Source organism: Candidatus Vallotiella adelgis (assembly GCF_020541305.1).
Classification (GTDB): Bacteria; Pseudomonadota; Gammaproteobacteria; order Burkholderiales; family Burkholderiaceae; genus Mycetohabitans; species Mycetohabitans adelgis.
Map to the genome: position 1 here is coordinate 36,526 of NZ_CP047397.1, position 22,668 is coordinate 59,193.

Sequence of the window (22,668 nt, forward strand, 5' to 3'; positions counted from 1 at the left end):
TTTATGCTTCCAATAAGCATAAGACCAGTGGCAGTTTAGTAGATGAATCAAGTTTCATCGAAGCACACGAATTTTTTAACTACTTAATAATCGCGGAAACATCATCATATCTTAGTGTAACGGAGTATTTTTTATATCAAAAATTTCGTTTTATGCTAATTATTGCGGTACAAACGAGGTTGTGTACGGTTATGAACTTTTTTGTCAGGCTAGTTTAGATAAGATCGTAATTTCACCGAGATACTGTAAATGACGACTAATTAATTTATCTTATATCATTTCTATACGTTATTTTATCTATCTCTAATATAGTTAACGCCATGGCAGCGCTAAGCTCCCGTATCATTAAGGCCTCTGTACGCTTTATTCACGTATTCTTAAAGGAGTCGAATGCCTCACGATATCAGCCTTATCACTTTGATTGCAACTGGTCTAGGGCTCGCGATGATTCTCGGATACGCTGTGTCCTGGCTGAGCATGCCACCATTAGTCGGCTACCTAGTAGCCGGCGTTCTATGCGGACCAGCGACCCCTGGTTTTGTCGGAGACATTGCGCTTGCCGGCCAGCTTGCTGAGATCGGCGTGATGCTGCTGATGTTCGGCGTCGGGTTACATTTTTCGCTTGACGATCTGCTAGCCGTCAAGCGTATTGCTGTACCTGGCGCAATTTTCCAGATTGTGGTGGCAACGGCGCTTGGTATGGGTACGGCAATGTGGTGGGGTTGGCCAATCGGGGTGTCGCTTGTCTTCGGGTTAGCGTTGTCAGTAGCTAGCACGGTCGTATTGCTACGCGCATTGGAGGCTCGAAGCCAGCTTGATTCGGCCAACGGCCGTATTGCGGTCGGTTGGCTAATTGTCGAAGACCTTCTTATGGTGCTCATACTGGTCTTGCTTCCACCGTTAGCCGGTCTGCTCGGTGGCTCTCCGGACGGTCACCATATTATCGCGGGACTTACTGAGGTGCATTCGGCTATTCCGCAGCCTAGATTGTGGGCAATGGTTGGCGTAACCTGCGCGAAGGTTGCTGCTTTTATCGCATTAATGCTAGTGGTCGGACGCCGGGTCTTCCCGCGGCTCTTATTCCTAGTAGCTCGCACTGGTTCACGCGAGCTGTTCACACTATGTGTGATCGTTGCTGCAGTAGGCGTAGCATATGGCTCGTCGCGTTTATTCGATGTGTCGTTCGCGCTGGGTGCATTCTTCGCAGGAATGATGATGCGCGAGTCCGAGTTCAGTCATCGTGCAGCGGACCAGACTTTGCCGTTGCGCGATGCATTCTCGGTTTTGTTCTTCGTGTCGGTTGGTATGCTATTCGATCCCCATGTATTACTTAACGCACCACTACATGTACTCGGCGTAGTCGCGATTATTATGCTTGGCAAGACATTAGCAGCAGTAGCCCTAGTGCTTGCTTTCCGTTACCCGCTAAACAGCGCATTGACTGTTGGTGCGAGCCTTGCGCAAATAGGTGAATTTTCATTTATTCTAGCCGGACTAGGAATGTCGCTTGGCTTATTACCGAAAGAAGGGCAAGATTTGATTCTTGCTGGCTCGCTTATTTCGATTTCTTTGAATTCTCTCGTGTTTGCTGCAGTTGAGCCGGCACAGGCATGGATCCGTAGTCGCTCTAGCTTAGCGCGACGAATGGAATGCCGCGAGGATCCGCTAGCTGCACTACCGATGACAGTTCCGCAGGCTCACTTAACCGGCCAAGTCGTAATTGTCGGTTATGGCCGGGTCGGGCGCCGTATCGCACAGACGCTAGCTACTCATCGGATTTCGTATGTAGTAGCTGAGCAGCATCGCGATATTGTCGAGAAACTTCGCGCTGAACAGGTGCCTGCTGTGTGTGGAAATGCATCTGATCCGATAGTTCTGGTACAGGCACACGTCGCCCGGGCGGGAATGTTAGTGGTGACGTTGCCGGATACTTTTGATGTGCGAAAGATTGTCGATATTGCTCGCATGGTGAATCCGTCTATCGAAGCGGTGTTGTGCACCGACAATGACGACGAAGCTGAGTTACTTAAATCAGAGCAGGTCGGCACTGTGTTTGTTGGAGATAGAGAGTTGGCACATGGTATGAGTTTGCACGTTCTATCACGGATGACCGGTTCTTAGAACCGATTCGGATCGATACAACTAATGCTATTAAGCAATTAATAATACTTGAATCAAGTTTCACCGAAACTTAGGTGACTAGACTAACAAATGTATGTACTGTGATCCACAGTTTCTATATATATAAACTTTCGGTTAACTAATCTTAGACACAGTAAGACTGGGGTGCTAAAAGAAATTCTGCATTTTATATGTCACTATTGATCGGGTAAAATATATTTTTTAAAATGATATAGTAGCTACTACGGAAATAAAATTTCCGATTTATAGTATGCATCGAAGATGCATAATTGGTTACATTTGCACTCAGTTCCGTTAATCGGCTTTGACGACCTGGAAGCAATCAATATTTGTATAACAAGAGTTACCTCTAGTTGTAGGTCTATTGCTAGGCTAAAACATAGCTAACGCGCTTCAAATTATCCCATATTATTGTGATCAGCCTAATTTAATACCATCATATTCCGCAGGCTACAGTGCATTCGTTGCGTACGGTGAGATTGCGGTAACGGGCAAGTGCCCATAGCGGGAAAAACTTTCGGTATCCGTGATAGCGTAGGTAGAACACGCGCGGGAATCCGGTAGCAGTAAACAGCAGTTCGTCCCATAATCCTTCATCGTTTTGCGTGTTTAGTAAGTAGGCGACTCCGCGCGCGACGGCTGCATCCTGTGCGCAACCAGCCGACATTAATCCAAGTAGTGCCCATGCAGTCTGTGATGCAGTGCTCGTCGATCTTTTGTGGCCACAGTAGTTCAGTGTATAGCTGTCTCCGTTTTCGCCCCAGCTACCATCCGGATTCTGAATTGAACGTAACCACTGTGCTGCGCGTCGCATCAGCAATGTGTCCGGAGTGATGCCGGCGGCACGCAGGCCGCATAACGCGGACCAAGTTCCGTAAATATAATTCATTCCCCATCGACCATACCAGCTTCCATTATCCTGCTGATCCGCAATGAGATATTGCTTCGCGCGAGAGGCTGACATCTGTCGTTGCGGAGTACTGGAAAGTTGCGATAGCATTGACAGACAACGTGCAGATACATCTGCAGTCGGCGGGTCTAGTAATGCTCCATGATCAGAGAATGGGATATTGTTTAGGTATAAATGTGTGTTTTCTGGCTCAAATGCGCCCCAGCCACCACTGTAGCTTTGCATACCAACCACCCACTCACAGGCTCGATTAATCGCATTGCTATAGTTCTTGCGAACCTGCAGTTTCTCCATACGGTCCATCGCCATTACGACTACTGCCGTATCATCTACGTCTGGGTAATATGGATTCGAGAACTGGAAAGCCCATCCACCAGGCCGCACATTTGCGCGACGTGAAATCCAATCGCCTCGAGTTTCGAGGATTTGGAGCGGAAGTAGCCAGTCAAGTCCTCTTGCCGCATGCTCGATTGCACGCTGCTCGCCGGTTTCTATCAGTGCGTGCGCAGTCAGCGCGGTGTCCCAAACTGGAGATAGACAAGGCTGACAATAGGCTTCGTTATCATGGATAACTAGTAATTTGTTGATCGACTTTCGCGCGATCGCGCGATGTGGATGGTCTGGTGGATAGCCAAGGACATCATACATTAGTACCGAGTAGACCATAGCTAGAAATATCGCACCGAGGCCGTCCTCGCCGTTCAGGCGCTCTTCGACAAAGTGCGCTGCGGCATCAATGGCTTTTTGGCGTGAATGTTTTGGGAAAAACCGATCAAACCTTCGCAGCAAAACATCAATTATCGAAAAGAATAAAAACCATCCCTGGTTCTGATGTAGAGCTCTCGATATCGGTCCGACGTTTCGTGGCGAACCGACGAAAATTTCATCGATTCCAATGCCGTGAGGATTACGAGCACGAGGCCGTTTAGCCTGAAGCACGAGTAGCGGAACGAGCACAGTTCGCGACCAGTATGATACTTTCGATAAGTGAAACGGAAACCATCTCGGTAGCAGCATTATTTCAACAGGCATCATCGGAACTGCGCACCAGTCAAGCACACCATATAGTGCGAGCAAGATTCGTGTGAATACGTTGCTTTTAGCCGCGCCACCATGCGCTAAAATTGCATCATGCGCGTGTTTCATATGTGGTGCGTCAGGTGGATCGCCGATCATCTTCAGTGCGAAATATGCTTTAACGCTGACGTTCATGTCGAAATCACCATCGTGGAATAATGGCCATCCGCCGTGTTTTCCCTGGATTCTCCTTAGGTAGGTGCCGATCTTTTTCTCGAGGATGGAATCAGGTGTTTCCCCTAGATAATGAACCATTAACACATACTCTGCTGTAATCGTTGCATCGGCCTCTAACTCAAATACCCAATGGCCGTCATCATATTGGGCGGCTAGTAGTGCATTGGTTGCCGATCGGATTGCATGCTCCAGACGCTCAGTCAGCAGTGGCGTGCTGGTGTGTTCGGTGGGTGTGTCAGTAATGTCGGGATTTAAGGGTTTATAAAACATGATGATTCAATCTCTAGAAACAATTCTGCGGTGCAGTGCTTATCGGACAGCATCAGACGAATAGTCAGAAAAGATAGTGTTTGACAATAGCTAGCATAAGGCTTGTACGCGATACGCGAACAGGCTTACGCGGAACGGCGAATCCACGTTGGACTAGCTGCTTGAGTAATGCGTAATAAACTTGCGCCATAATGCGTGGCGCAATAACCACGTACCGAGGATACTGCCGCATGATTTTGGTGGCTTGAGAAAAGTGCTCGCGAGCATTGGCAATGAGTGGAGCGCATGCGCGATCTAGCGATTCGTCACAGATAGAGTACGGTGTAAGATGCGTGAGGCCGGCTTCTACAAGCATATCTCGGGGTAAATAGAACCGGCCTACGGCAGCGTCTTCGTCAATGTCTCTTAGGATGTTAGTCAACTGCAACGCTCGCCCGAGATGATGCGCGAGCTTTAGACCATCGTCATCTGGCATTCCAAAAACTTTTACCGATAAGCGACCAACCGCACTGGCGACACGATCGCAATACAGGTCAAGTGTGTTGCGATCCGGGGCTACGACAGTATTGACTACATCCATCTCCATACCATCAATTATCGCGATGAAATCATTCTGTCGAAGTGAGAACCGCTGTACTACACGCGAGAGCGGTTCTAGCTGTGTACCGATATTTCCAACGTACAAGGCTGCTATCTTAGAACGCCATTGCGAGAGTATAGTGAGTTTGTGTTCTCGAGACATGCCACTGTCTGCGACATTGTCGACTTGATGGCAGAACGAATAGATCTCGTACATTCCTTCCCGCTGCGCTTTGGGTAGGATGCGCATCGCGGTGTAGAACGAACTGCTAGACGCGACTTGCTGTCTGCGAATAGCATAATGTGTTTTGATAGATTCGTCGATGTCCACTGTTTTTAGATGTAAAATAAAATGTGACAATTATTTACACGTAGTTGATCTGGCACAGATGTCCCCAAGGTTAGATATTTCGCTATTAATCATTATTAATAATAACATAGTTTATTATTACAATCGCTCTGTTTTTGACACATTTTATGTAGTTTATTACAGATAACATAATAGTTTTTTTGGAAAAAATTAATATATATCTATTCGTTATTATTATGCTACTTGCAAGAAATTAACTAAAAAAGTTTTAGATCGATCATATCGGTATATGCTGATATTAGGCGGGCTCTATTGTGTGAGTATATATTTATACTCACTCTTCTAACTAGAAGATGTGTTAACTGTAGGGTATCGCTGGCTCACTAAATTGTACAAAGCAATAGTAATAAACATGTACCTATCTCTATTGCATGTGTTCGTTGAAACATAAGTCGCTTGGCAATGACACGCTAATATATGCATATGTCGTTGTTTAGTTAGGCGACGATACGCTAGTCAGTAAAGAGCGATCTTTGATGTCATCTAATTTTATTTCGGTCAGCTGCATTAATTCAAACGAGAGGCACAGTAATTAGTATATTTTAGTGAACGCATCTGCATTCCCTGGTTACGCCCTAAGCTGTCGTGGTAGTTATATACTATATAAATAAGTAATGCTCGTACGTGCTCGAGCGGTTCGCTGTCCACATTAAATATAGTAGATGTTGTGCTGAGCTGCGCTCAATAACTTATATATTGAATCAATGTAGTTAAATACTGATTTCGTCTGCAAAAGAGTTCTGAGAGAAGTGTAGATCCGGCGCATTCAATACATTGTTAATTCTTCGATTCACAATCTTTAAGAAGGGTGACAAAATACATATTTATAAGTGAGCGACGAACACACTTCGTCTGTCTCACTCGACAAGAAGAATTCGCAGATCCTTAAAACAATCGCCTGAGTGAGTAGAAAACCGATCACCTACGTAACTACAAACAGCAACAGTAGCAATATTTCTCAAGTTTCTTGAGGGAATTTAGTCAATAAATCGTTCATATCTCATTTAAATAGTAGATCTTCATCAATTAAAAAATAGATATTCGATGAATATAGTGAATAACGAGACTTTTTGGAAATATACCGTTTACTCTACCTCTACTAAAGAGGTATGTTGCTCGCGTCATATATGCTATATGATAGCGTTGTTTTAGATTTGATATTACAGCACAGGGACTGTTATAGCATGATCTTAATATTTAGATTTGTTTTGGTAGTTGTTTTACGAGAATTTCGTACAGAGCCTGATTAATAATAATTTTTTTTATTATATTTCTGATAATATAGATTATATATCAGTTAATTAGGTCGGAAGAAATTGTGCTCTACCCGTCCGTGTTATGCTCTACTTCAGCGAAGATAAGCACATTCTTGGTTTAAGATAAGAATCACTACGCTACTTTTTAGCGTAGTTGCTAGAAAAACTATTTCTCTAATAAAAAAGCTATCCTAGAATATTAAATATAATTTGTGTTACACGATGGATCCTCATAAAGCGATATCCTTAAAAATCCAGGCCTCGACTAGATATCTAGTTTTTATCTTTTATTATACTAAAATCTGGACAATCATCTGATATAGATTTATTTTAATATAAGCTGCGCTATCTACAGAAATTATTTTCTCTCTGATCGTTTAGGCTGGCTCATTCTATTTATCGAATAGTTTTAGATTTATCTTATTCAGTAAATCAACAGACTTAATTTTGAATTCACAGATTATATATCAACCGCTACTAGGTAGCACTGATATGTTAATCACAGTCGATTAAGTTTACTTACTCAATACCCATGACAAATAACTAATGTATATCCGAAATAATGCACGACATTATATTGATATTTAATTTTCTGCACCCGTGTTTTTCTTTTCATAATCTATTATAATAACTATTACAAGAGCGTCGAGAATGGAATAGAGTGTGTACCGGGATTAAAAAATTACTTTTTTGATATTATCTCGCATCGTACTCAAGTAAAATAGTGCGGTTCGTTTACTATAGAGTTTAATACATAGCAGATCTGATCTGTTTTTATTTATAGTAGCATGTTATTGATTTTATACGGTATAGAGCTCAGTAATATTTTTACCAAAAATACTATTATCGGAAGCAGTTATTATTGTGGAATGTAGTTTTTTTTGCCATGTCGTTTAGTGCTATGGGATGTACTCTAAAGTCCTCTGTTATTTAGGATGCGATGTGTTCTAATTTTATAGATCATGTCCCTTAGCCTTGACAAGGCTTTGTCCTAGTAAGCCACGTTGGTTAACTTCTGCGACTATTATTAGAATTATTATATCAGACTATATGCTGACTCTTATCGATAACAACGATTTGGTGCCTGATTATTACACCCAGATCTATGCTTTTAAATAAGCAACGAAATATTATTTAGCAGGGTGTATAGCCGACTATTGATATATCAGTGTTAGCATGACGGAGCACGGCTATTCGGACTGGATACATCTTATGGATAAGCGATCCCATGCTCGAATTATTTTTTATAGAGATCTAGGGCATGGCTATTCTAGCCAAGCGATTTTTTTGGGGTATCTATCCAGACGGTAATATAATGTTATTACTCGCAATAGACACAGGGGTAATTTCCTTGAGGTTTGCATCCAGCTAAAATAGATTTAGGAATGAGCTCTCAATTGGGTGAATAGCTGGTCGGTCCGTGTATCTAGAATTGTATACAGAGTTCCTCTGCGTGTTTAGGAATTGATGCTGATAGCATCTTATATATGCTGTGATATAAACAAGATCAATACAGTCTATTGACTGTCAGATACTTTTTTTTGGGAGAGCGTAGTCTCCTACCTGGATCGCTGTTTTGTAATGGTATTTGAATAGCAATATCACGAATATTATATTCGTGCATATAAATACATTTTAGAAAACATTATATTCTATATTCCACAGTATTTATCCCAGTTTTTAGATTGAATGATTATTCCATATTCTCATCTGCAGGTTTTCCAGAGTCTACTCTAGAATAGACTTTACATTTTAGAGTTAGGGCATTAAATTTCTGCACGCCGATGTGGTTAGTATGATGATAGAGATAAATATTCGATTCGAACATTTATAGCCGGACTGCCTTGCTTCGCTCAGCCCTCCACCATACGCATACGGTGTAGCGTTTAATAACGAATAAACCGAAGGAGACAGTTATGGAGGCTAAGTATGTTCTAGCGCTGGACCAGGGAACGACTAGTTCGCGGGCGATTGTTTTCAATCACGATGGTAATGTTATATCAACCGCGCAAAAAGAATTGCGGCAGATCTATCCTCAACCTGGTTGGGTTGAGCATAATCCACAGGAAATTTGGTCGACTCAGGCGGGAGTTGCTGCCGAAGCTGTTGTGCGTGCTGGACTGAACGGGGGGTCGATTCACGCATTAGGCATAACCAATCAACGTGAGACAACAATTGTCTGGGATCGCAATACCGGGCTTCCAGTTTATAACGCCATTGTCTGGCAGGATCGGCGTACCGCAGATTTGTGTGTCGAACTTAAGGAGCGCGAACTTGAAGGCCTGGTTCGCGCGAAGACTGGCTTACCGATTGATTCTTATTTTTCTGCAACGAAGATTCGTTGGATTCTAGACAATGTTGCTGGAGCGCGCAAGCGCGCTAAGCAAGGTGAACTCGCATTTGGCACGGTTGATAGCTGGCTAATGTGGAACTTTACGCGTCACAAAACGCATGCTACGGATATGACTAATGCATCTCGCACGATGCTATTTAATATCCATACCTTAGAGTGGGATGATGAATTGCTGGCTGTACTGGAGATTCCGCGCAGCATGATGCCGAGGGTGCAGCCATCCTCGTGGTTATATGAGTCTACGCAGACAACTGTGTTCGCGTCTCGGATCCCGATTGCTGGTGTAGCGGGCGATCAACAGGCTGCTCTGTTCGGGCAAATGTGCACAACCCCGGGCATGGTCAAAAATACCTACGGAACGGGCTGCTTTCTGGTAATGAATACTGGAGATAAGCCAATTGAGTCGCACAACAACCTTGTAACAACTATTGCTTGGCAAATTGACGGTAAGATTACCTATGCACTAGAGGGCAGCATTTTTATTGGCGCCGCTGTAGTGCAATGGCTGCGCGATGGGTTGGGAATTATCAAGCGGGCATCCGATATCGAGTCGCTGGCCGCTTCTGTTCCGCATAACGACGGTGTTTTTTTTGTGCCAGCTTTTGCTGGCCTGGGTGCGCCGCATTGGAATCCGAACGCACGCGGTACATTATTTGGTGCCACACGGGGTACTACAGCTGCGCATATTGCCCGCGCAGCACTAGATAGCATCGTCCATCAATCGTTTGATGTCCTCAGGGCAATGGAGGTTGATGCGGGACAGTTGATTACTGAACTACGCGTCGATGGAGGTGCATCGAAGAATAATCTGCTAATGCAATTTCAGGCAGACCTTCTCGGAGTGGAAGTAGTACGCCCGTGTGTGACAGAGACTACTGCGCTCGGTGTTGCCTACCTCGCTGGATTAGCAACCGGATATTGGAATGGAATCGATGAGATCCAAGATCAATGGCAGTTAGATCGACGCTTCATACCAGCTTTAGAATCGGAGGAGATGGCTAGGCATAGGGCTGGCTGGCAACGTGCTGTGTCCGCTGCGATAATGTGGGCAGCATCCTGATTGGTGATAACTGAGAGTAAAATGATTAATGCGTTAATTTCAGAATTTATTGGGACCTCCATATTAATATTACTTGGTGACGGTGTTGTTGCTAATGTAATGCTAAGAGGCACAAAAGGCCAAAATAGCGGCTTAATTGTGCCTACTGTAGGCTGGGCAATGGCTGTATTTGTAGGTGTTATTTGCTCGGCCTCTTATAGTGGAGCGCACCTAAACCCAGCTGTTTCTGTGGCGCTTGCTGTTTCTGGTAAGTTAGCATGGGCTAAGGTTTTGCCTTATTGTGCCGCACAAATGCTGGGCGGAATGTTCGGCGCGTTCTTAGTTTGGCTCATCTATCGTAAGCACTTCGAGTCGACAAATTGCGCAGATACAAAGCTTGCGGTGTTCTGTACAGGTTCAGCAATTCGCAATAAACTAAGCAATCTCACATCAGAGATTGTTGCGACATTCGTTCTTGTGTATTCGGTTCTAAATATGGCTGCGCCGTCTGTTGGACTAGGTGCGATTAATGCGTTGCCAGTTGCATTAGTAGTACTAGGCATTGGCGTATCGCTTGGCGGAACAACTGGCTATGCCATGAATCCGGCACGAGACTTGAGTCCTCGGATTGTACATGCACTACTGCCTATATCAGGAAAGCGTAATAGTGATTGGGGTTATGCATGGGTGCCGGTTATTGGCTCGTTAGCCGGTGGCATACTGGCGTCAGCGGTCTCTATGTACCATAGGATAGAGGAAATCCGCCTGCTCGCCAAGCAGGCAATATCCCAGATTGCTATATTAAGCCTATAGAAAAAATCTTGTGCCGGCATCTTTCGATTTTTCTTTGCTATGCTAGGGCCAAGCGTACTTATGTTATATGGTTCGGCAGGGGGGGGAGGAAGCTATTTTAGATATGCCACTGCAGCACTCTATAGACTGATAGAGTGCTGATGCTCCGTATTTCTAGTAAGAACAAGCAGACTTTCCCTATAGCTGATTAGAAAGTTCTTCTGCTTTTCGGCTTCTAGTGGTAATCAAGTATCTTCTTATCTGTTTTTATTTAGTCTGTTCTTAGGCTTGCACCCGAAGAACACCACGTTTTTAGTATACATATACTAAAAATTTATTCACATACATCCCGATTTTATCTATCGGTTCAAGTAATACACGTGTTTTATAGCCTGAATGACAGTATTCTGTTTATAGAAATTATGATAGTGTTTCCGGCGTCTCGTCTTCGTTCTTTAACGTTATATTAGAGATGATTCTTTGAAAAATTTCAAAAATATATATCTTACCGTTCTCGGAATTTGGCTAGTTTTGCATGTTTGGATTTAGTAACTTTAACCGATCTGCAGTGAATACGAATCTGATTAATATTACACTATAAATATAGAACTATTATTTACTATATAATAAAATATAGAAGATATAATTACTTGTACCTACTGCCTCGCTTCACTGTGTGAAGACTATAACTCTTAAATATAGTAAGTGTTATCACTTAATCCGAGAAACGTGCTTGAGCATACTGGCGATAAATAAGATATAAACATGCTTAGCTATTCCAATACCCGACAAATATTTTTAGACCTTGTCTTTATTTAACGCGAACATCATGAATAGAATGCATGCGACTTGTTTTGATAGATATCATTGATACTTTATTGTGGTATCACATGAGGTACGAGCCTACTTAAAATACTCTAACTTTTAGAAAAATATTTTCGCGATTCTTGTATTTATCTGAATGATATTACAATAAAAATTGAGAATTTATGTTCTATATTCCTATTATATTAGTAGGTCTTCCCGGAACAAGATTGGGATAAGGATTATTAGATCGAGTCAAACCCGTCTTGGGATTAGGTAAGATTTAATCTTACGGGAAAAGAGAATTTACATTCTTATAAAAAAATTAGATATAGTCTATACGGACATATCATCATATTTTGCTTATGCTGGTATTAAAGCCGACTAAGTTAGAACTAATATTAATTTTACATTCGAATTTTTATCGACCCGCAAGCGATGTTATATGCAACATAGCCAGAGTAATAGCGATTACGGAAAATATTAGAGTAATAGCATTAAAAATTCTGATAATAAAATATATGTCTTGTCGTCTAGCCTTACGGAGGTAATTTAGCATTCAAGTGAGGGTCGGTTTTTCTGAGCTGCTCAATTTTTAATAATTATTCCGAGATATGATAATTGTCCGCGGGCGTTAGTCCGATCTGGATTTGACTTTATTTACCGTTTTAACTTATCTTTGAGTGAGTAGTGTAAACGCTATCCATACTGTGCTTGACTAGCTAGTCTACATATTATAAATCGCCTGAAAAGATATATCAAACCTGCATTCTGGTGCTGCGATACGTGCTACAGTCACTGGCTTGTTGTAGAATGATAGTATGCGTAGTTGTTTTTATGGGGGTTACGATTGATCAACGAGTTCGCTGTCGATGCCGACGAGTATCGCCGCGCCCTCAGTACGTTTGTTACTGGTGTCACCGTCGTTACGACATTGCAGACTAATGGCACACCGCGTGGACTTACTGCAAATTCATTCACATCGGTGTCTCTTGATCCACCGCTGGTGTTGGTATGTGTTGCAAAGCGTGCATCGAGTTACACTGCGTTCGCTAATGCAGCACATTTTGCAGTTAATGTGCTAACAGAAAGCCAAAAAAAAATTTCGGATTTATTTTCCTCAAAATCCGTAGACAAGTTTGCACAAATACAATGGTATGCGTGTTGCACGGGTAGCCCAGTTATTCGCGATACTGCAGCAAGCTTCGATTGTCGGATGCATCAGATTGTAGAAGCCGGAGATCATACTATTTTAATTGGTCGTGTATTAAGTTTTTCATATACGAATGCGATGCCACTTGGCTATTTCCGTAGTATTTATGTAAATCTTAGTCTTTCGAAAAATGTATCTGCTTGTGTCCAGCTTGCCCACTAATGAAAGCATAATTTTCGAGTATACGTGCGAGTTAGTGCTAATCAATTTCTTGGGTTGATTTCGGCTGCCTAGAGTAGGGGGTACCCGTATACTTCCGAGTCGATACGAAAATAAATTAAAGATTAAAAAGACGTCATATCGGTCAGAACAACATTAATGAGTATTAATGTCGGTAGACACATAGATCTTATATTAGAATTAATATCGAGTGAAGTAGGCATAAATTCTAGATTTTTTCAGTAGTTTTATATTAATACCTATTCAACACTATAGGTTTTTTGAAACACATCTCTGCAGTATATTTTAATTTCTAATTTCTACTATCTAACCATTTTATATAAAAATATTTAGCAGTTTAACTTTTTGTAACAAAGGTTTTTATTTAAAAAATTATTTTTTGGTACTTTAATAAATAAAAGGTACCAGAAAATAAAATTATTATTAATATTAATTATGATACAATAAATAAATTTTTGTATATAAACACTAAGTGAATATAAATTCTATTAATTTTTAATTATATATTATTAGGCATTAAAGACTTCATTCTACTTAAAGTTACTGTGGTTAAGTTGCGACGTGTGTTGACAAAATTGTTTGTGTAGTGTATTATAATAACCATGTGTTTATAAAAACATTTAATAATTAAAAATTAATAATAATTTTATATACTATATTAGTAACAAATTATAAACTTATTTATAATGTTTACATTATAAATAAAAATATTAACACAAAACAATTAGTAATTGTGTTAATATTTTTTATTACTTTTTGTTATTATGTACATAACGTGAAGTAATTAAATACTATATAATACATGCCTAATTAGGCATGTATTATACTATACGCATACCTACTAGGTAGGTTGGTAAGCCGACTACAAAATTTTAATACAAAAATTCAAAAATAGCTATGACAACTATCCTTCAACAACTGCCTCGAGGCCAAAGAGTTGGAATTGCGTTTTCCGGCGGCTTGGACACGAGCGCAGCACTTCACTGGATGCGTCTTAAAGGAGCAGTTCCATATGCATATACGGCTATCTTAGGCCAGCCCGATGAGATTGACTACAATGACATACCGCGTCGGGCAAAACAGTATGGAGCAGAAAACGCAAGGCTTATTGATTGTCGTGCTCAACTTGTCGAAGAAGGCTTTTCTGCGCTGCAGTGCAGCGCGTTTCACATCAGCACGGCCAGTGTTACCTACTTCAACACGACACCATTAGGTCGTGCAGTGACCGGCACTATGCTGGTGGCGGCAATGCAAGAGGATGATGTGAATATCTGGGGTGATGGCAGCACGTTCAAAGGAAATGATATCGAGCGCTTCTATCGTTATGGGCTGCTTGTCAATCCGGGCCTGCGCATTTACAAGCCATGGTTAGATCAAGCGTTTATAGACGAGTTAGGCGGTCGTTCTGAGATGTCTGAGTTTATGAGACAAGCAGGCTTTCATTACCGGATGTCTGCTGATAAGGCGTATTCAACAGATTCTAACATTCTTGGTGCTACACATGAAGCTAAAGACCTTGAGCAATTAGATACCAGTATACGGATAGTTGATCCAATTATGGGCATTGCATCATGGCGTGATGATGTGCAGATTGCTCGAGAAGATGTCACCGTGCAATTCGATCAAGGAACCCCAGTAGCGATTAACGGCCTTGAGTTTAGCAGCGGTGTCGAGCTGTTGCTCGAGGCAAATAGAATTGGCGGACAGCATGGATTAGGTGTGAGCGACCAAATTGAAAATCGGATTATCGAAGCGAAGAGTCGCGGTATTTATGAAGCGCCTGGACTAGCTTTATTATATATTGCTTATGACCGCCTAGTAACGGGCATTCATAATGAGGATACTATCGACCAGTATCGTGACAACGGTCGCCGTCTTGGGCGCTTACTATACCAAGGTCGCTGGTTTGATCCGCAAGCAATTATGCTACGTGAGGCTTCGAAGCGTTGGGTTGCACGTGCGATTACTGGTCAAGTAACTATCGAGTTACGTCGTGGTAACGATTATTCAATCATTAATACTGAGTCACCATATTTAACCTACAAACCCGATCGGTTGACAATGGAAAGGGGTAAGTTAACATTTTCGCCACTAGACCGTATTGGTCAGTTGACAATGCGCAATCTTGATATTGCCGATACCCGAGATATGCTGCAGATCTACGCTAAAACCGGTGTTTTTGGAGAAAAACGCGAGATAATTTCTTTTCCGCGGTTAGAGAAAAACAAAGAACAAATCGCTAATACTGTTAGCGACTAACATCTTTTTTAGCTATATATTCACACTATAAATTTGTAGAGCTATAAAAATTATGTCATTTTATATAAGAACTTTTATATTATTAGTGATTAGTTGGTGTGGCGCGGAAAACATGAAAAACACTTGAGAGATCAGTATTATGAATTTAGCTGCATATGATTTTTTTAGGTATAACTGCCTTCTTTAGAGGAAATGCTTTGCCATGATTTGTAGCGATAATGCATAAAGCTGCGGGTATATTGTTAAACAATATACATAAAAAAGTAAGCACGCCACAAGAAGTGTGGATCGAGGTGTTTTTATCCGGGAATAGTGTATAGAGGACTATATTAATTCGTTATCAAAATGATTAGAGATAAACAAATATCGAAGGCAAATCAAAGATATAATGTTTCTGATCATGTAAAAAACAAGCGAAAAATTAAAAGATAAAAATTATAGATACCTGATTTATATTTTTTATATATATTTTTACATATTCATGTATACATGAATATGTAAAAATATATTGCACGTTTAATTAAATAAAATGGATTATTTGAACGCTTTTACTGTTAAAATTTTAATTTCTATAAAGAATTAGTTCTATAAGGCACTATATATTAATTAGAGCATCGGTCTATTTCTAACTAAATCTTATATTAAAGAATTTAATCATCGTAGCGTGACGTAGTACGTCGATCGTTATCCCGACGACGTATCGGTTTTGGAGAATCTAAAAAACGGTTGCGGTCATTTTCACGAACAGTTCGGACGTCACCGAATCCGCCACGATAGCTAGCGTCGCGGCTACTAACGCCAGTAGCATTGTGCCGAGAGTTACCGTAATTATTGTTTGCCCCCCTTCCTTGATGGATTCCGGAACTTCGGCTATGGCTGCGTGGCGGTATGCCTCGACGTACCGGTGTATGCATAGATGATGTCCGCTTTGGCTCTAATCCGGCGACTACACTAACAAGTAGAGGTGTACGAACAAATCGCTCGATCCTCTTTAAAATGCCAGCCTCGGCATGTTGGACAAGGCTAATGGCAATGCCACTACGCCCCGCACGTCCGGTTCGACCGATGCGGTGTACATAGTCTTCTACGAATTTTGGTAAATCGTAATTGAACACATGTGTAATGCCGGGTATATCGATGCCACGTGCGGCGACATCTGTCGCGACTAATACGCGGACGCGTCGTTCACGCAATGCGCGGATTGTTCGATTTCGCGCACCTTGCGGTAAATCGCCATGTAATGCAGCGGAGGAGAATCCATCTTCAGCTAGCCTGGCAGCGATCACGTCCGCATCATTTTTAGTCGCAGTGAATACAATTGCTTGATCGAGGGTGCTATCAGACAGCATATGTGTTAGTAACCGATCCTTATGAGCGCGGTCGTCGACGTAGTGGACAGATTGCGTAATATTTACGCGTGATTCTGGCTCACAACCAATTTCAATCCGTTTAGCATTACTAAGAAAACGTCGTGCCAGCAAACCTACTTTTCCGTCGAGCGTTGCGGAGAATAGTAGTGTTTGTCGCGTAGCTGGGGTTCGGTTAATAATAGACTCAATATCTTCGATAAATCCCATATCAAGCATCCGATCAGCCTCATCTAGCACTAGCATCTGCAACTGGGAAAGGTCGATGCGGCCATGCTCGAGATGATCAATCAGTCGTCCGGGTGTAGCAACAAGAATTTCTGGGTTTTTTGATAAAAGCATCAATTGTTGGCCGTAGGGAACTCCGCCCAGAATGCTAACCGTGCGTAAGCGATGTAGATGCTTGCCATAAGTGGTTGCCGCAACAGTAACCTGCATTGCAAGTTCGCGTGTCGGCGTAAGAATCAAAAGCGCTGGTCTAGCGACGGGTTGCTCTCGGCGATATCGGCGATCGCTCCGATCTCCGCGCTGTACGTGATGCGTAGGTTGTCTGACAGTGCCGGTTCTTTGCATCTGCGTGAATCGCTCGATTGCAGGCAGCATAAATGCTGCGGTTTTTCCTGAGCCAGTCGGGCTTGACACCACTAGATCGTGTCCGTCTAGTGCTGCTGGTATAGCGCGTTGCTGGACCGGCGTCGGCGTGTGATAACCAGCGGCGGTTACAGTAGAGGCAATTTCTGGTGATAGGCCTAGTGCTATAAAGCTATTTTCACTGGGGGTATTATTACGCGGTGCATTATCGACGGCTGCACTGACGACTGTAGGTTCGGGATGAGCGCCTATTACAGTGGGTTTAGGTGTGGCGGGGGTAGTTCCAGAAGTCGGCGTTGGAACTGCTGGCGCCTTATGGTAGTACGACGAGGTAGAATTCGAAGTCATGAAAGTCCTATAAGTTCCGCGATAAAAACGCAGAACGGTACGGCAAAATGCGAGATGTGCCAATAAACAGTCATATTCGTGAATATGACTGTTTACCAGATACCAGACCGAAAACTGGCATAGCACATAGAATGCGAGCCGGTGTTAGAGGCTGCAGCCGTGCAAAACTGCCCAACACGGAAATTAGAATATTGAGTAATCTACAACTCCGCACCCAAAATTAGGAAAATATTAGGGGGGCAGTTTCTAAACGGGAATTTGGGCAGAACGCTGTAAAAACGCGTGACGCTAAAAAATGTATTAGCTTAGAAGCGCGCAATTTCAAAATTATATCTGAATTTTGTGTGTTGTGCCACTATCTATGAGTAATATTGTTTAGTATCTGCTGAACCAGACCGCGGAACTATGACTCGATACTATTTTGTACAATCTAACGCATGAGTATATTAGTGCTTAGCGGTGCTCTGAATGCGATTTCATCTTAGACTACGACAGAACTTTATACGTGTCGGTAATATCATCTAAACTGGGATTTTTGCCATCACATTAGTTTCAATGATATTTTTAAAAAAAATTGTACAAGCAGGAAAAACATTAGATTTCTAATGATACCTCCAACGTTTCTGAATTTCGCTCTATTCTCACGACAAATAGTACTTATCCTCACTCTTTAGGAGTATTTTTCATATCTTACACTATGTTTTTAGTTGAAATCTTTCGATGATAGAGGTCTTCTAAACCATAGTGACTACGAGATTAAGATTACAATAGCAGCTATGATTCCTAAAGCTTTGCTTGCCCTTGATACATCGACCGATTTCTGCTCAGTTGCGGTGTTGTATCTGAAACATGCCAGCAGTGTGCCATGTGTAATCAGCCGCCACGAGTACACTGGCCCGGTTTCTGGTATACGAGTTCTTCCGGCTGTGCGTGAAGTTCTGGGGGAAGCGAAACTCGTGCTAGCTGATTGCGAGGCGGTTGCATTTGGCGCAGGGCCAGGATCTTTCACTGGCCTGCGAATAGCGGCTGGTGTATCGCAAGGGTTAGCATTTGGCCTTGGTATTCCAGTAGTGCCGATATGTACATTACTCGCTTGTGCAGAGCGAGCACGCGAATCGGATTCGGATGCACGACGATTGCTTGTGGCACTCGATGCGCGTATGGGTGGGGTCTATTGGGCAGATTTTGTATGGGACGATGTGCTGGATGATTGGCGGGTATACCATCCTGCTGCTCTCTCTGCACCTGATAGCGTGCCTGTTCCAGACGAGCCTTTTACGCTAGCTGGCAATGCATCGTCGGTATTTGGTGACGCTCTATGTGTCGCCACGCGAGCGCGTGTAATCGACAGCTATGCGATGCCGCACGCCCACTCGCTGGCGATAGTCGGATGGTATGCGTTTATGGCGGGTCGCTCGTTTCCTGCGCGCTTGGCCATTCCCGAGTACGTGCGCGATACGGTTGCGAAGACTATTAGCGAGCGCGCAATGGAGTTTGCGATAAAAGATCCATGCAGAAAGTCTAATGAGTGATGTGTTATGAGAGATAAGCGCTATTTGATGCCAATGATTGCAAGCGATCTTGATGAAGTCGAAGCGGTCGAGCGTGTTGTGTATACGTTTCCATGGACTCGAGAAAGCTTTGAGGACTCGCTGAACAATGGTCACTTTGGTATTTGCCTACGGAACGACGCTGACGCGTTAGTCGGCTATTGCATGATGATGTTGGTTGTAGATGAGATGCATTTATTAAACCTATGCGTGACGCCCGATGCTCAAGGCAAAGGCGTTGGTGTGACGTTGATGCACGAAGTAGTGCAGATTGCACGTACACACCATATTAACAGCATCTTACTTGATGTTCGTTTATCTAATCATCATGCTATACGGCTGTATAAGCGTTTTAACTTTGTTGTAATTGGTCGGCGAAAAAATTACTATTCTTTACTAAATCGAGCGCGCGAGGACGCAATAGTGATGCGTTACAGCATGAGCTATTCGGTGTCGGTATTGCAATTTTCTGCTATGAAGCACAGCGATGAATATGGGCGGTGTGTTTCAAAGAAAACTTTCTTGCTGCGAGACGCAGCACTAGATAGCATGCGGGAACATCCCGAGAGAAATAGAACAAAAGCGCGGGCCTATGGAAAATCTTGATGCGATTCTAGAAGAGCTGGGCATTACGTCGTTTTGGATCTATTTCAACATAGGTCATGATCTTCGTCCTATTGAGACTGGAGGCAGTACATCCCCACCCCCCCTTATAGATGTGGGGCAAAAAATCGGATGTGTAATGCCGTCTCAGCCTATACAAGAAACGGATGTAACTGTTGTTCAAGTACATGAAACGCAAGAAAGTGCAGTGTGTTCGCTCATTCAAGACATCCAGTCTCCTCCCAGTAAGCTGACACGAGCGGAGGCTGAAGAAACTTTGACTGATAGCACCCCAACTTGGGAAGAGCGCAGTATTTTCAAAACGGTTGATGCCAGCGAAACGCTTGATAAAGTCAAGGCGAAAAAAATAGTAGGGTCGGCTATAGAAGTGTCGAATACGAAGCACGTAGCAGCTACTCTAGTCGGTCCAGCCCACGCTAAGTTGAATATCATAAGTAAACAAACTTCCGAAGTCTCGCTAGGTGCCGCATTAGCCGAGCAACCAGTTTTAATGTTAGACTGGAAAGCTTTAAAAGCGCGGGTAACAAGCTGTACACTGTGCAGCTTGTGCAAACAGCGCACAAACACGGTATTCGGCGTTGGTGACGAGGCAGCTGACTGGATGCTAGTTGGTGAAGCCCCAGGCGAAAACGAGGATAAGCAAGGCGAGCCGTTTGTCGGTCCAGCGGGTCAACTATTAAATAATATGTTGCTTGCGTTACAGCTTCAGCGTGGCGATAATGTCTACATCGCTAATGTTCTGAAATGCCGACCGCCTAAAAATCGCAATCCAAAGCCGGATGAAGTCATGCGATGCGAGCTTTACTTACAACGACAAGTAGCATTAGTCAGGCCAGTCGTGATTATTGCGCTTGGATGTTTTGCCGCCCAGAGCCTGCTAAAAATGAATGCGAATATTTCTTTTTTTAGGGGACGTGTACATGAATATGTAGGAATTCCCGTAGTCGTTACGTATCATCCAGCGTACCTGCTTCGCAGCTTAGATGACAAGCATAAAGCCTGGAGTGATCTATGTCTAGCTCGTAAAGTTTACCGCCAACACAGCGTAATACATTAATTTTGTAATAATGGCGACTCTTCTAGAGATAGATAGCGTTCATTACAGAAAAATGCAACATCTAGATATTCTAAGCTATATTCTAACCTCCGTTGAGGGAGGTGAGCGACGAGCAGAATTCCGGTTAATGTAAGAAAAATGTCTAAAAATCGCACCGTTTTTAATAGTTGAATTATGGGCATATAAGTGGCTTCGACAGTTCTGCTCTGCAAATCAGCATATAGGATGATGGCGCTGCCACGACTTTGATTCCAAGCCCCCACACCCGGACGCTGATACGGAGATTTAATAATCGGGGACTTTATTTGCATGATATTTCTGTTTGATATCTCAAGTATCTAGGTATTGTTCTCATAATAAAGTGTATCTCTTGAGATCGCCTAACATGCTGATTCTTCGTGGAATCTACCACCAAGAGTAGCAGTGGTGTAGTGGCCCGGTCCCATGGCCGACAGAAATCCGTGTGCTGTGCATTAATGCTTGGGTTAGATAAATTTTTGCATCACAAACGGTAGTGACCCAGTTCAGCCGCTGTGGGCGAAGCGCAGCCATTGCGCTAGATAATGTACATCCGGTTCCATGTGTTCCTGCTACGCTCACGCGGTTAGTGACTAGACGGGTATGGCAGAAATCTTCGATTAGCCAGTCAGGACTACAAAGGCCTGACAAGTGCCCTCCTTTAAGGAGCACCGCGTATACTCCTAGTGCCTGTAAAGCATCTCCTTGAGATGCCATCTGTGCTTCATTTTCAGCAATTGGCTGGTCAAGCAGCACAGCTGATTCATAAAGATTAGGTGTTATGATACTGGCTAGTGGAAGAAGTCGCTCACGCAGCACGCTAAGTGAATCTGGTTCGAGTAACAAATGACCGTTAGATGATAGAATCACAGTATCGAGCACTATATACTTAGGCTGGTATCGCTCGATCGCGGCAGCAACTGTACAAATTATTTCAACGTTCGCGAGCATGCCAATTTTTACTGCATCGATTTGCAAATCACTAAATACTGCATCTAGTTGCTCAGCGACGATTCTGGAAGATATTGGATGAACTGCAGTGACACCTCTCGTGTTTTGCGCAGTCAACGCGGTAATTACCGCAGCGCTATATGCGCCTAGTGCCGAAAGCGTCTTAATGTCTGCCTGAATGCCAGCGCCACCGCTTGGATCAGACCCCGCAATTGTTAGCACGTTTGGAATCATATTATTTATAGTCAAAGACTACTGATAGTTTTTTATTGATATGTAATTATTGCCATACGCGTAATAATTTTTTCGATCACTGATCGACGCGAGACGTGATGAAACTAAAAACACGCCGGTTCGTTTCGTGGTGACTCATTGGGTATTACATACCTAGGCTCACAAAGTGCAGAACATTACGAGTACAAAGTAGATTTTTGCATTGTATAAAATGAACGAGGCCACTAAGAAAAAGAATAACAAGTACAATAGATTCTCATTCTTTTTGAGGTTCTCTGCTAAATATGGAAGTTTAGCAGAGAACCAAATTCCAGTCGCACTAAAATACCGTATTAATTAGTATTACTAAAAATGAAGATATGTTAATGACTAATATGATGGAAAGTATACGAGAATATCAAAAAATATTATTATAATGAGTACGAAGTTTTATTGAAAGATAAGTGGAAAATGAAAGATAAGTGGAGAATAAATGACTATGCAATGTATAGAGTAATGAGTTAAAAT

10 protein-coding genes and 2 pseudogenes are annotated in these 22,668 nt (G+C 42.7%); 8 read left to right on the top strand and 4 right to left on the bottom strand.

Annotation, left to right across the window (positions count from 1 at the left end; genetic code table 11):
• The first annotated feature begins 390 nt into the window (after nt 1–390).
• The gene (locus tag GJV44_RS04400) at nt 391–2,121 is read left to right on the top strand and encodes a cation:proton antiporter domain-containing protein (RefSeq protein ID WP_226806932.1); all 1,731 of its coding nucleotides are present in this window, start codon (nt 391–393) and stop codon (nt 2,119–2,121) included.
• Nucleotides 2,122–2,578: 457 nt separating this feature from the next.
• Here the strand turns inward: GJV44_RS04400 and shc are convergent, their stop codons facing one another.
• On the bottom strand, nt 2,579–4,576 hold the full coding sequence (shc, locus tag GJV44_RS04405; protein ID WP_226806933.1) for a squalene--hopene cyclase: 1,998 nt from the start codon (nt 4,574–4,576) through the stop codon (nt 2,579–2,581).
• Between the two features lie 64 nt (nt 4,577–4,640).
• Complete coding sequence (gene hpnD / locus GJV44_RS04410) at nt 4,641–5,405, bottom strand: presqualene diphosphate synthase HpnD (protein WP_239025384.1); 765 nt, start codon at nt 5,403–5,405, stop codon at nt 4,641–4,643.
• A 3,292-nt stretch (nt 5,406–8,697) separates the two neighbouring features.
• On the opposite strand from hpnD, the gene glpK reads away from it, so the two are divergent.
• The 4 genes and pseudogenes from glpK (at nt 8,698) to argG (ending at nt 15,421) form a co-directional block, all read left to right on the top strand.
• Nucleotides 8,698–10,194, top strand: coding sequence for a glycerol kinase GlpK (glpK, locus tag GJV44_RS04415; protein WP_226806934.1), 1,497 nt, complete (start codon nt 8,698–8,700; stop codon nt 10,192–10,194).
• A 21-nt stretch (nt 10,195–10,215) separates the two neighbouring features.
• The gene (locus tag GJV44_RS04420) at nt 10,216–10,986 is read left to right on the top strand and encodes an MIP/aquaporin family protein (protein WP_420885759.1); all 771 of its coding nucleotides are present in this window, start codon (nt 10,216–10,218) and stop codon (nt 10,984–10,986) included.
• A gap of 1,633 nt (nt 10,987–12,619) precedes the next feature.
• A pseudogene (locus tag GJV44_RS04425) lies at nt 12,620–13,123 on the top strand (flavin reductase family protein); the annotation flags it as partial.
• A gap of 936 nt (nt 13,124–14,059) precedes the next feature.
• Nucleotides 14,060–15,421 (top strand): argininosuccinate synthase, encoded by a 1,362-nt coding sequence (argG, locus tag GJV44_RS04430; RefSeq protein ID WP_226806935.1) that lies wholly within the window; start codon nt 14,060–14,062, stop codon nt 15,419–15,421.
• A 650-nt stretch (nt 15,422–16,071) separates the two neighbouring features.
• On the opposite strand, the gene GJV44_RS04435 is transcribed toward argG, so the two are convergent.
• Nucleotides 16,072–17,727 (bottom strand): DEAD/DEAH box helicase, encoded by a 1,656-nt coding sequence (locus GJV44_RS04435; RefSeq protein WP_226806936.1) that lies wholly within the window; start codon nt 17,725–17,727, stop codon nt 16,072–16,074.
• A gap of 767 nt (nt 17,728–18,494) precedes the next feature.
• On the opposite strand from GJV44_RS04435, the gene tsaB reads away from it, so the two are divergent.
• The 3 genes and pseudogenes from tsaB (at nt 18,495) to GJV44_RS04450 (ending at nt 20,958) form a co-directional block, all read left to right on the top strand.
• The gene (gene tsaB / locus GJV44_RS04440; RefSeq protein WP_226806960.1) at nt 18,495–19,259 is read left to right on the top strand and encodes a tRNA (adenosine(37)-N6)-threonylcarbamoyltransferase complex dimerization subunit type 1 TsaB; all 765 of its coding nucleotides are present in this window, start codon (nt 18,495–18,497) and stop codon (nt 19,257–19,259) included.
• A 6-nt stretch (nt 19,260–19,265) separates the two neighbouring features.
• Nucleotides 19,266–19,721: pseudogene (gene rimI / locus GJV44_RS04445) on the top strand (ribosomal protein S18-alanine N-acetyltransferase); the annotation flags it as partial.
• Between the two features lie 148 nt (nt 19,722–19,869).
• Nucleotides 19,870–20,958 (top strand): uracil-DNA glycosylase, encoded by a 1,089-nt coding sequence (locus GJV44_RS04450; protein WP_226806937.1) that lies wholly within the window; start codon nt 19,870–19,872, stop codon nt 20,956–20,958.
• Between the two features lie 405 nt (nt 20,959–21,363).
• Here the strand turns inward: GJV44_RS04450 and thiD are convergent, their stop codons facing one another.
• Entirely contained in the window at nt 21,364–22,170 is an 807-nt protein-coding gene (gene thiD / locus GJV44_RS04455) for a bifunctional hydroxymethylpyrimidine kinase/phosphomethylpyrimidine kinase (RefSeq protein WP_226806961.1), read from the bottom strand.
• Between the last annotated feature and the right edge of the window lie 498 nt (nt 22,171–22,668).

What these genes read in the sequence shown, in the direction of transcription:
- hpnD (WP_239025384.1), bottom strand. Translation starts at nt 5,405, where the DNA reads ATGCGCATCCTACCCAAAGCGCAGCGGGAAGGAATGTACGAGATCTAT.
- GJV44_RS04400 (WP_226806932.1), top strand. Translation starts at nt 391, where the DNA reads ATGCCTCACGATATCAGCCTTATCACTTTGATTGCAACTGGTCTAGGG.
- GJV44_RS04450 (WP_226806937.1), top strand. Translation starts at nt 19,870, where the DNA reads ATGGAAAATCTTGATGCGATTCTAGAAGAGCTGGGCATTACGTCGTTT.
- shc (WP_226806933.1), bottom strand. Translation starts at nt 4,576, where the DNA reads ATGTTTTATAAACCCTTAAATCCCGACATTACTGACACACCCACCGAA.
- argG (WP_226806935.1), top strand. Translation starts at nt 14,060, where the DNA reads ATGACAACTATCCTTCAACAACTGCCTCGAGGCCAAAGAGTTGGAATT.
- glpK (WP_226806934.1), top strand. Translation starts at nt 8,698, where the DNA reads ATGGAGGCTAAGTATGTTCTAGCGCTGGACCAGGGAACGACTAGTTCG.
- GJV44_RS04420 (WP_420885759.1), top strand. Translation starts at nt 10,216, where the DNA reads ATGATTAATGCGTTAATTTCAGAATTTATTGGGACCTCCATATTAATA.
- GJV44_RS04435 (WP_226806936.1), bottom strand. Translation starts at nt 17,727, where the DNA reads ATGACTTCGAATTCTACCTCGTCGTACTACCATAAGGCGCCAGCAGTT.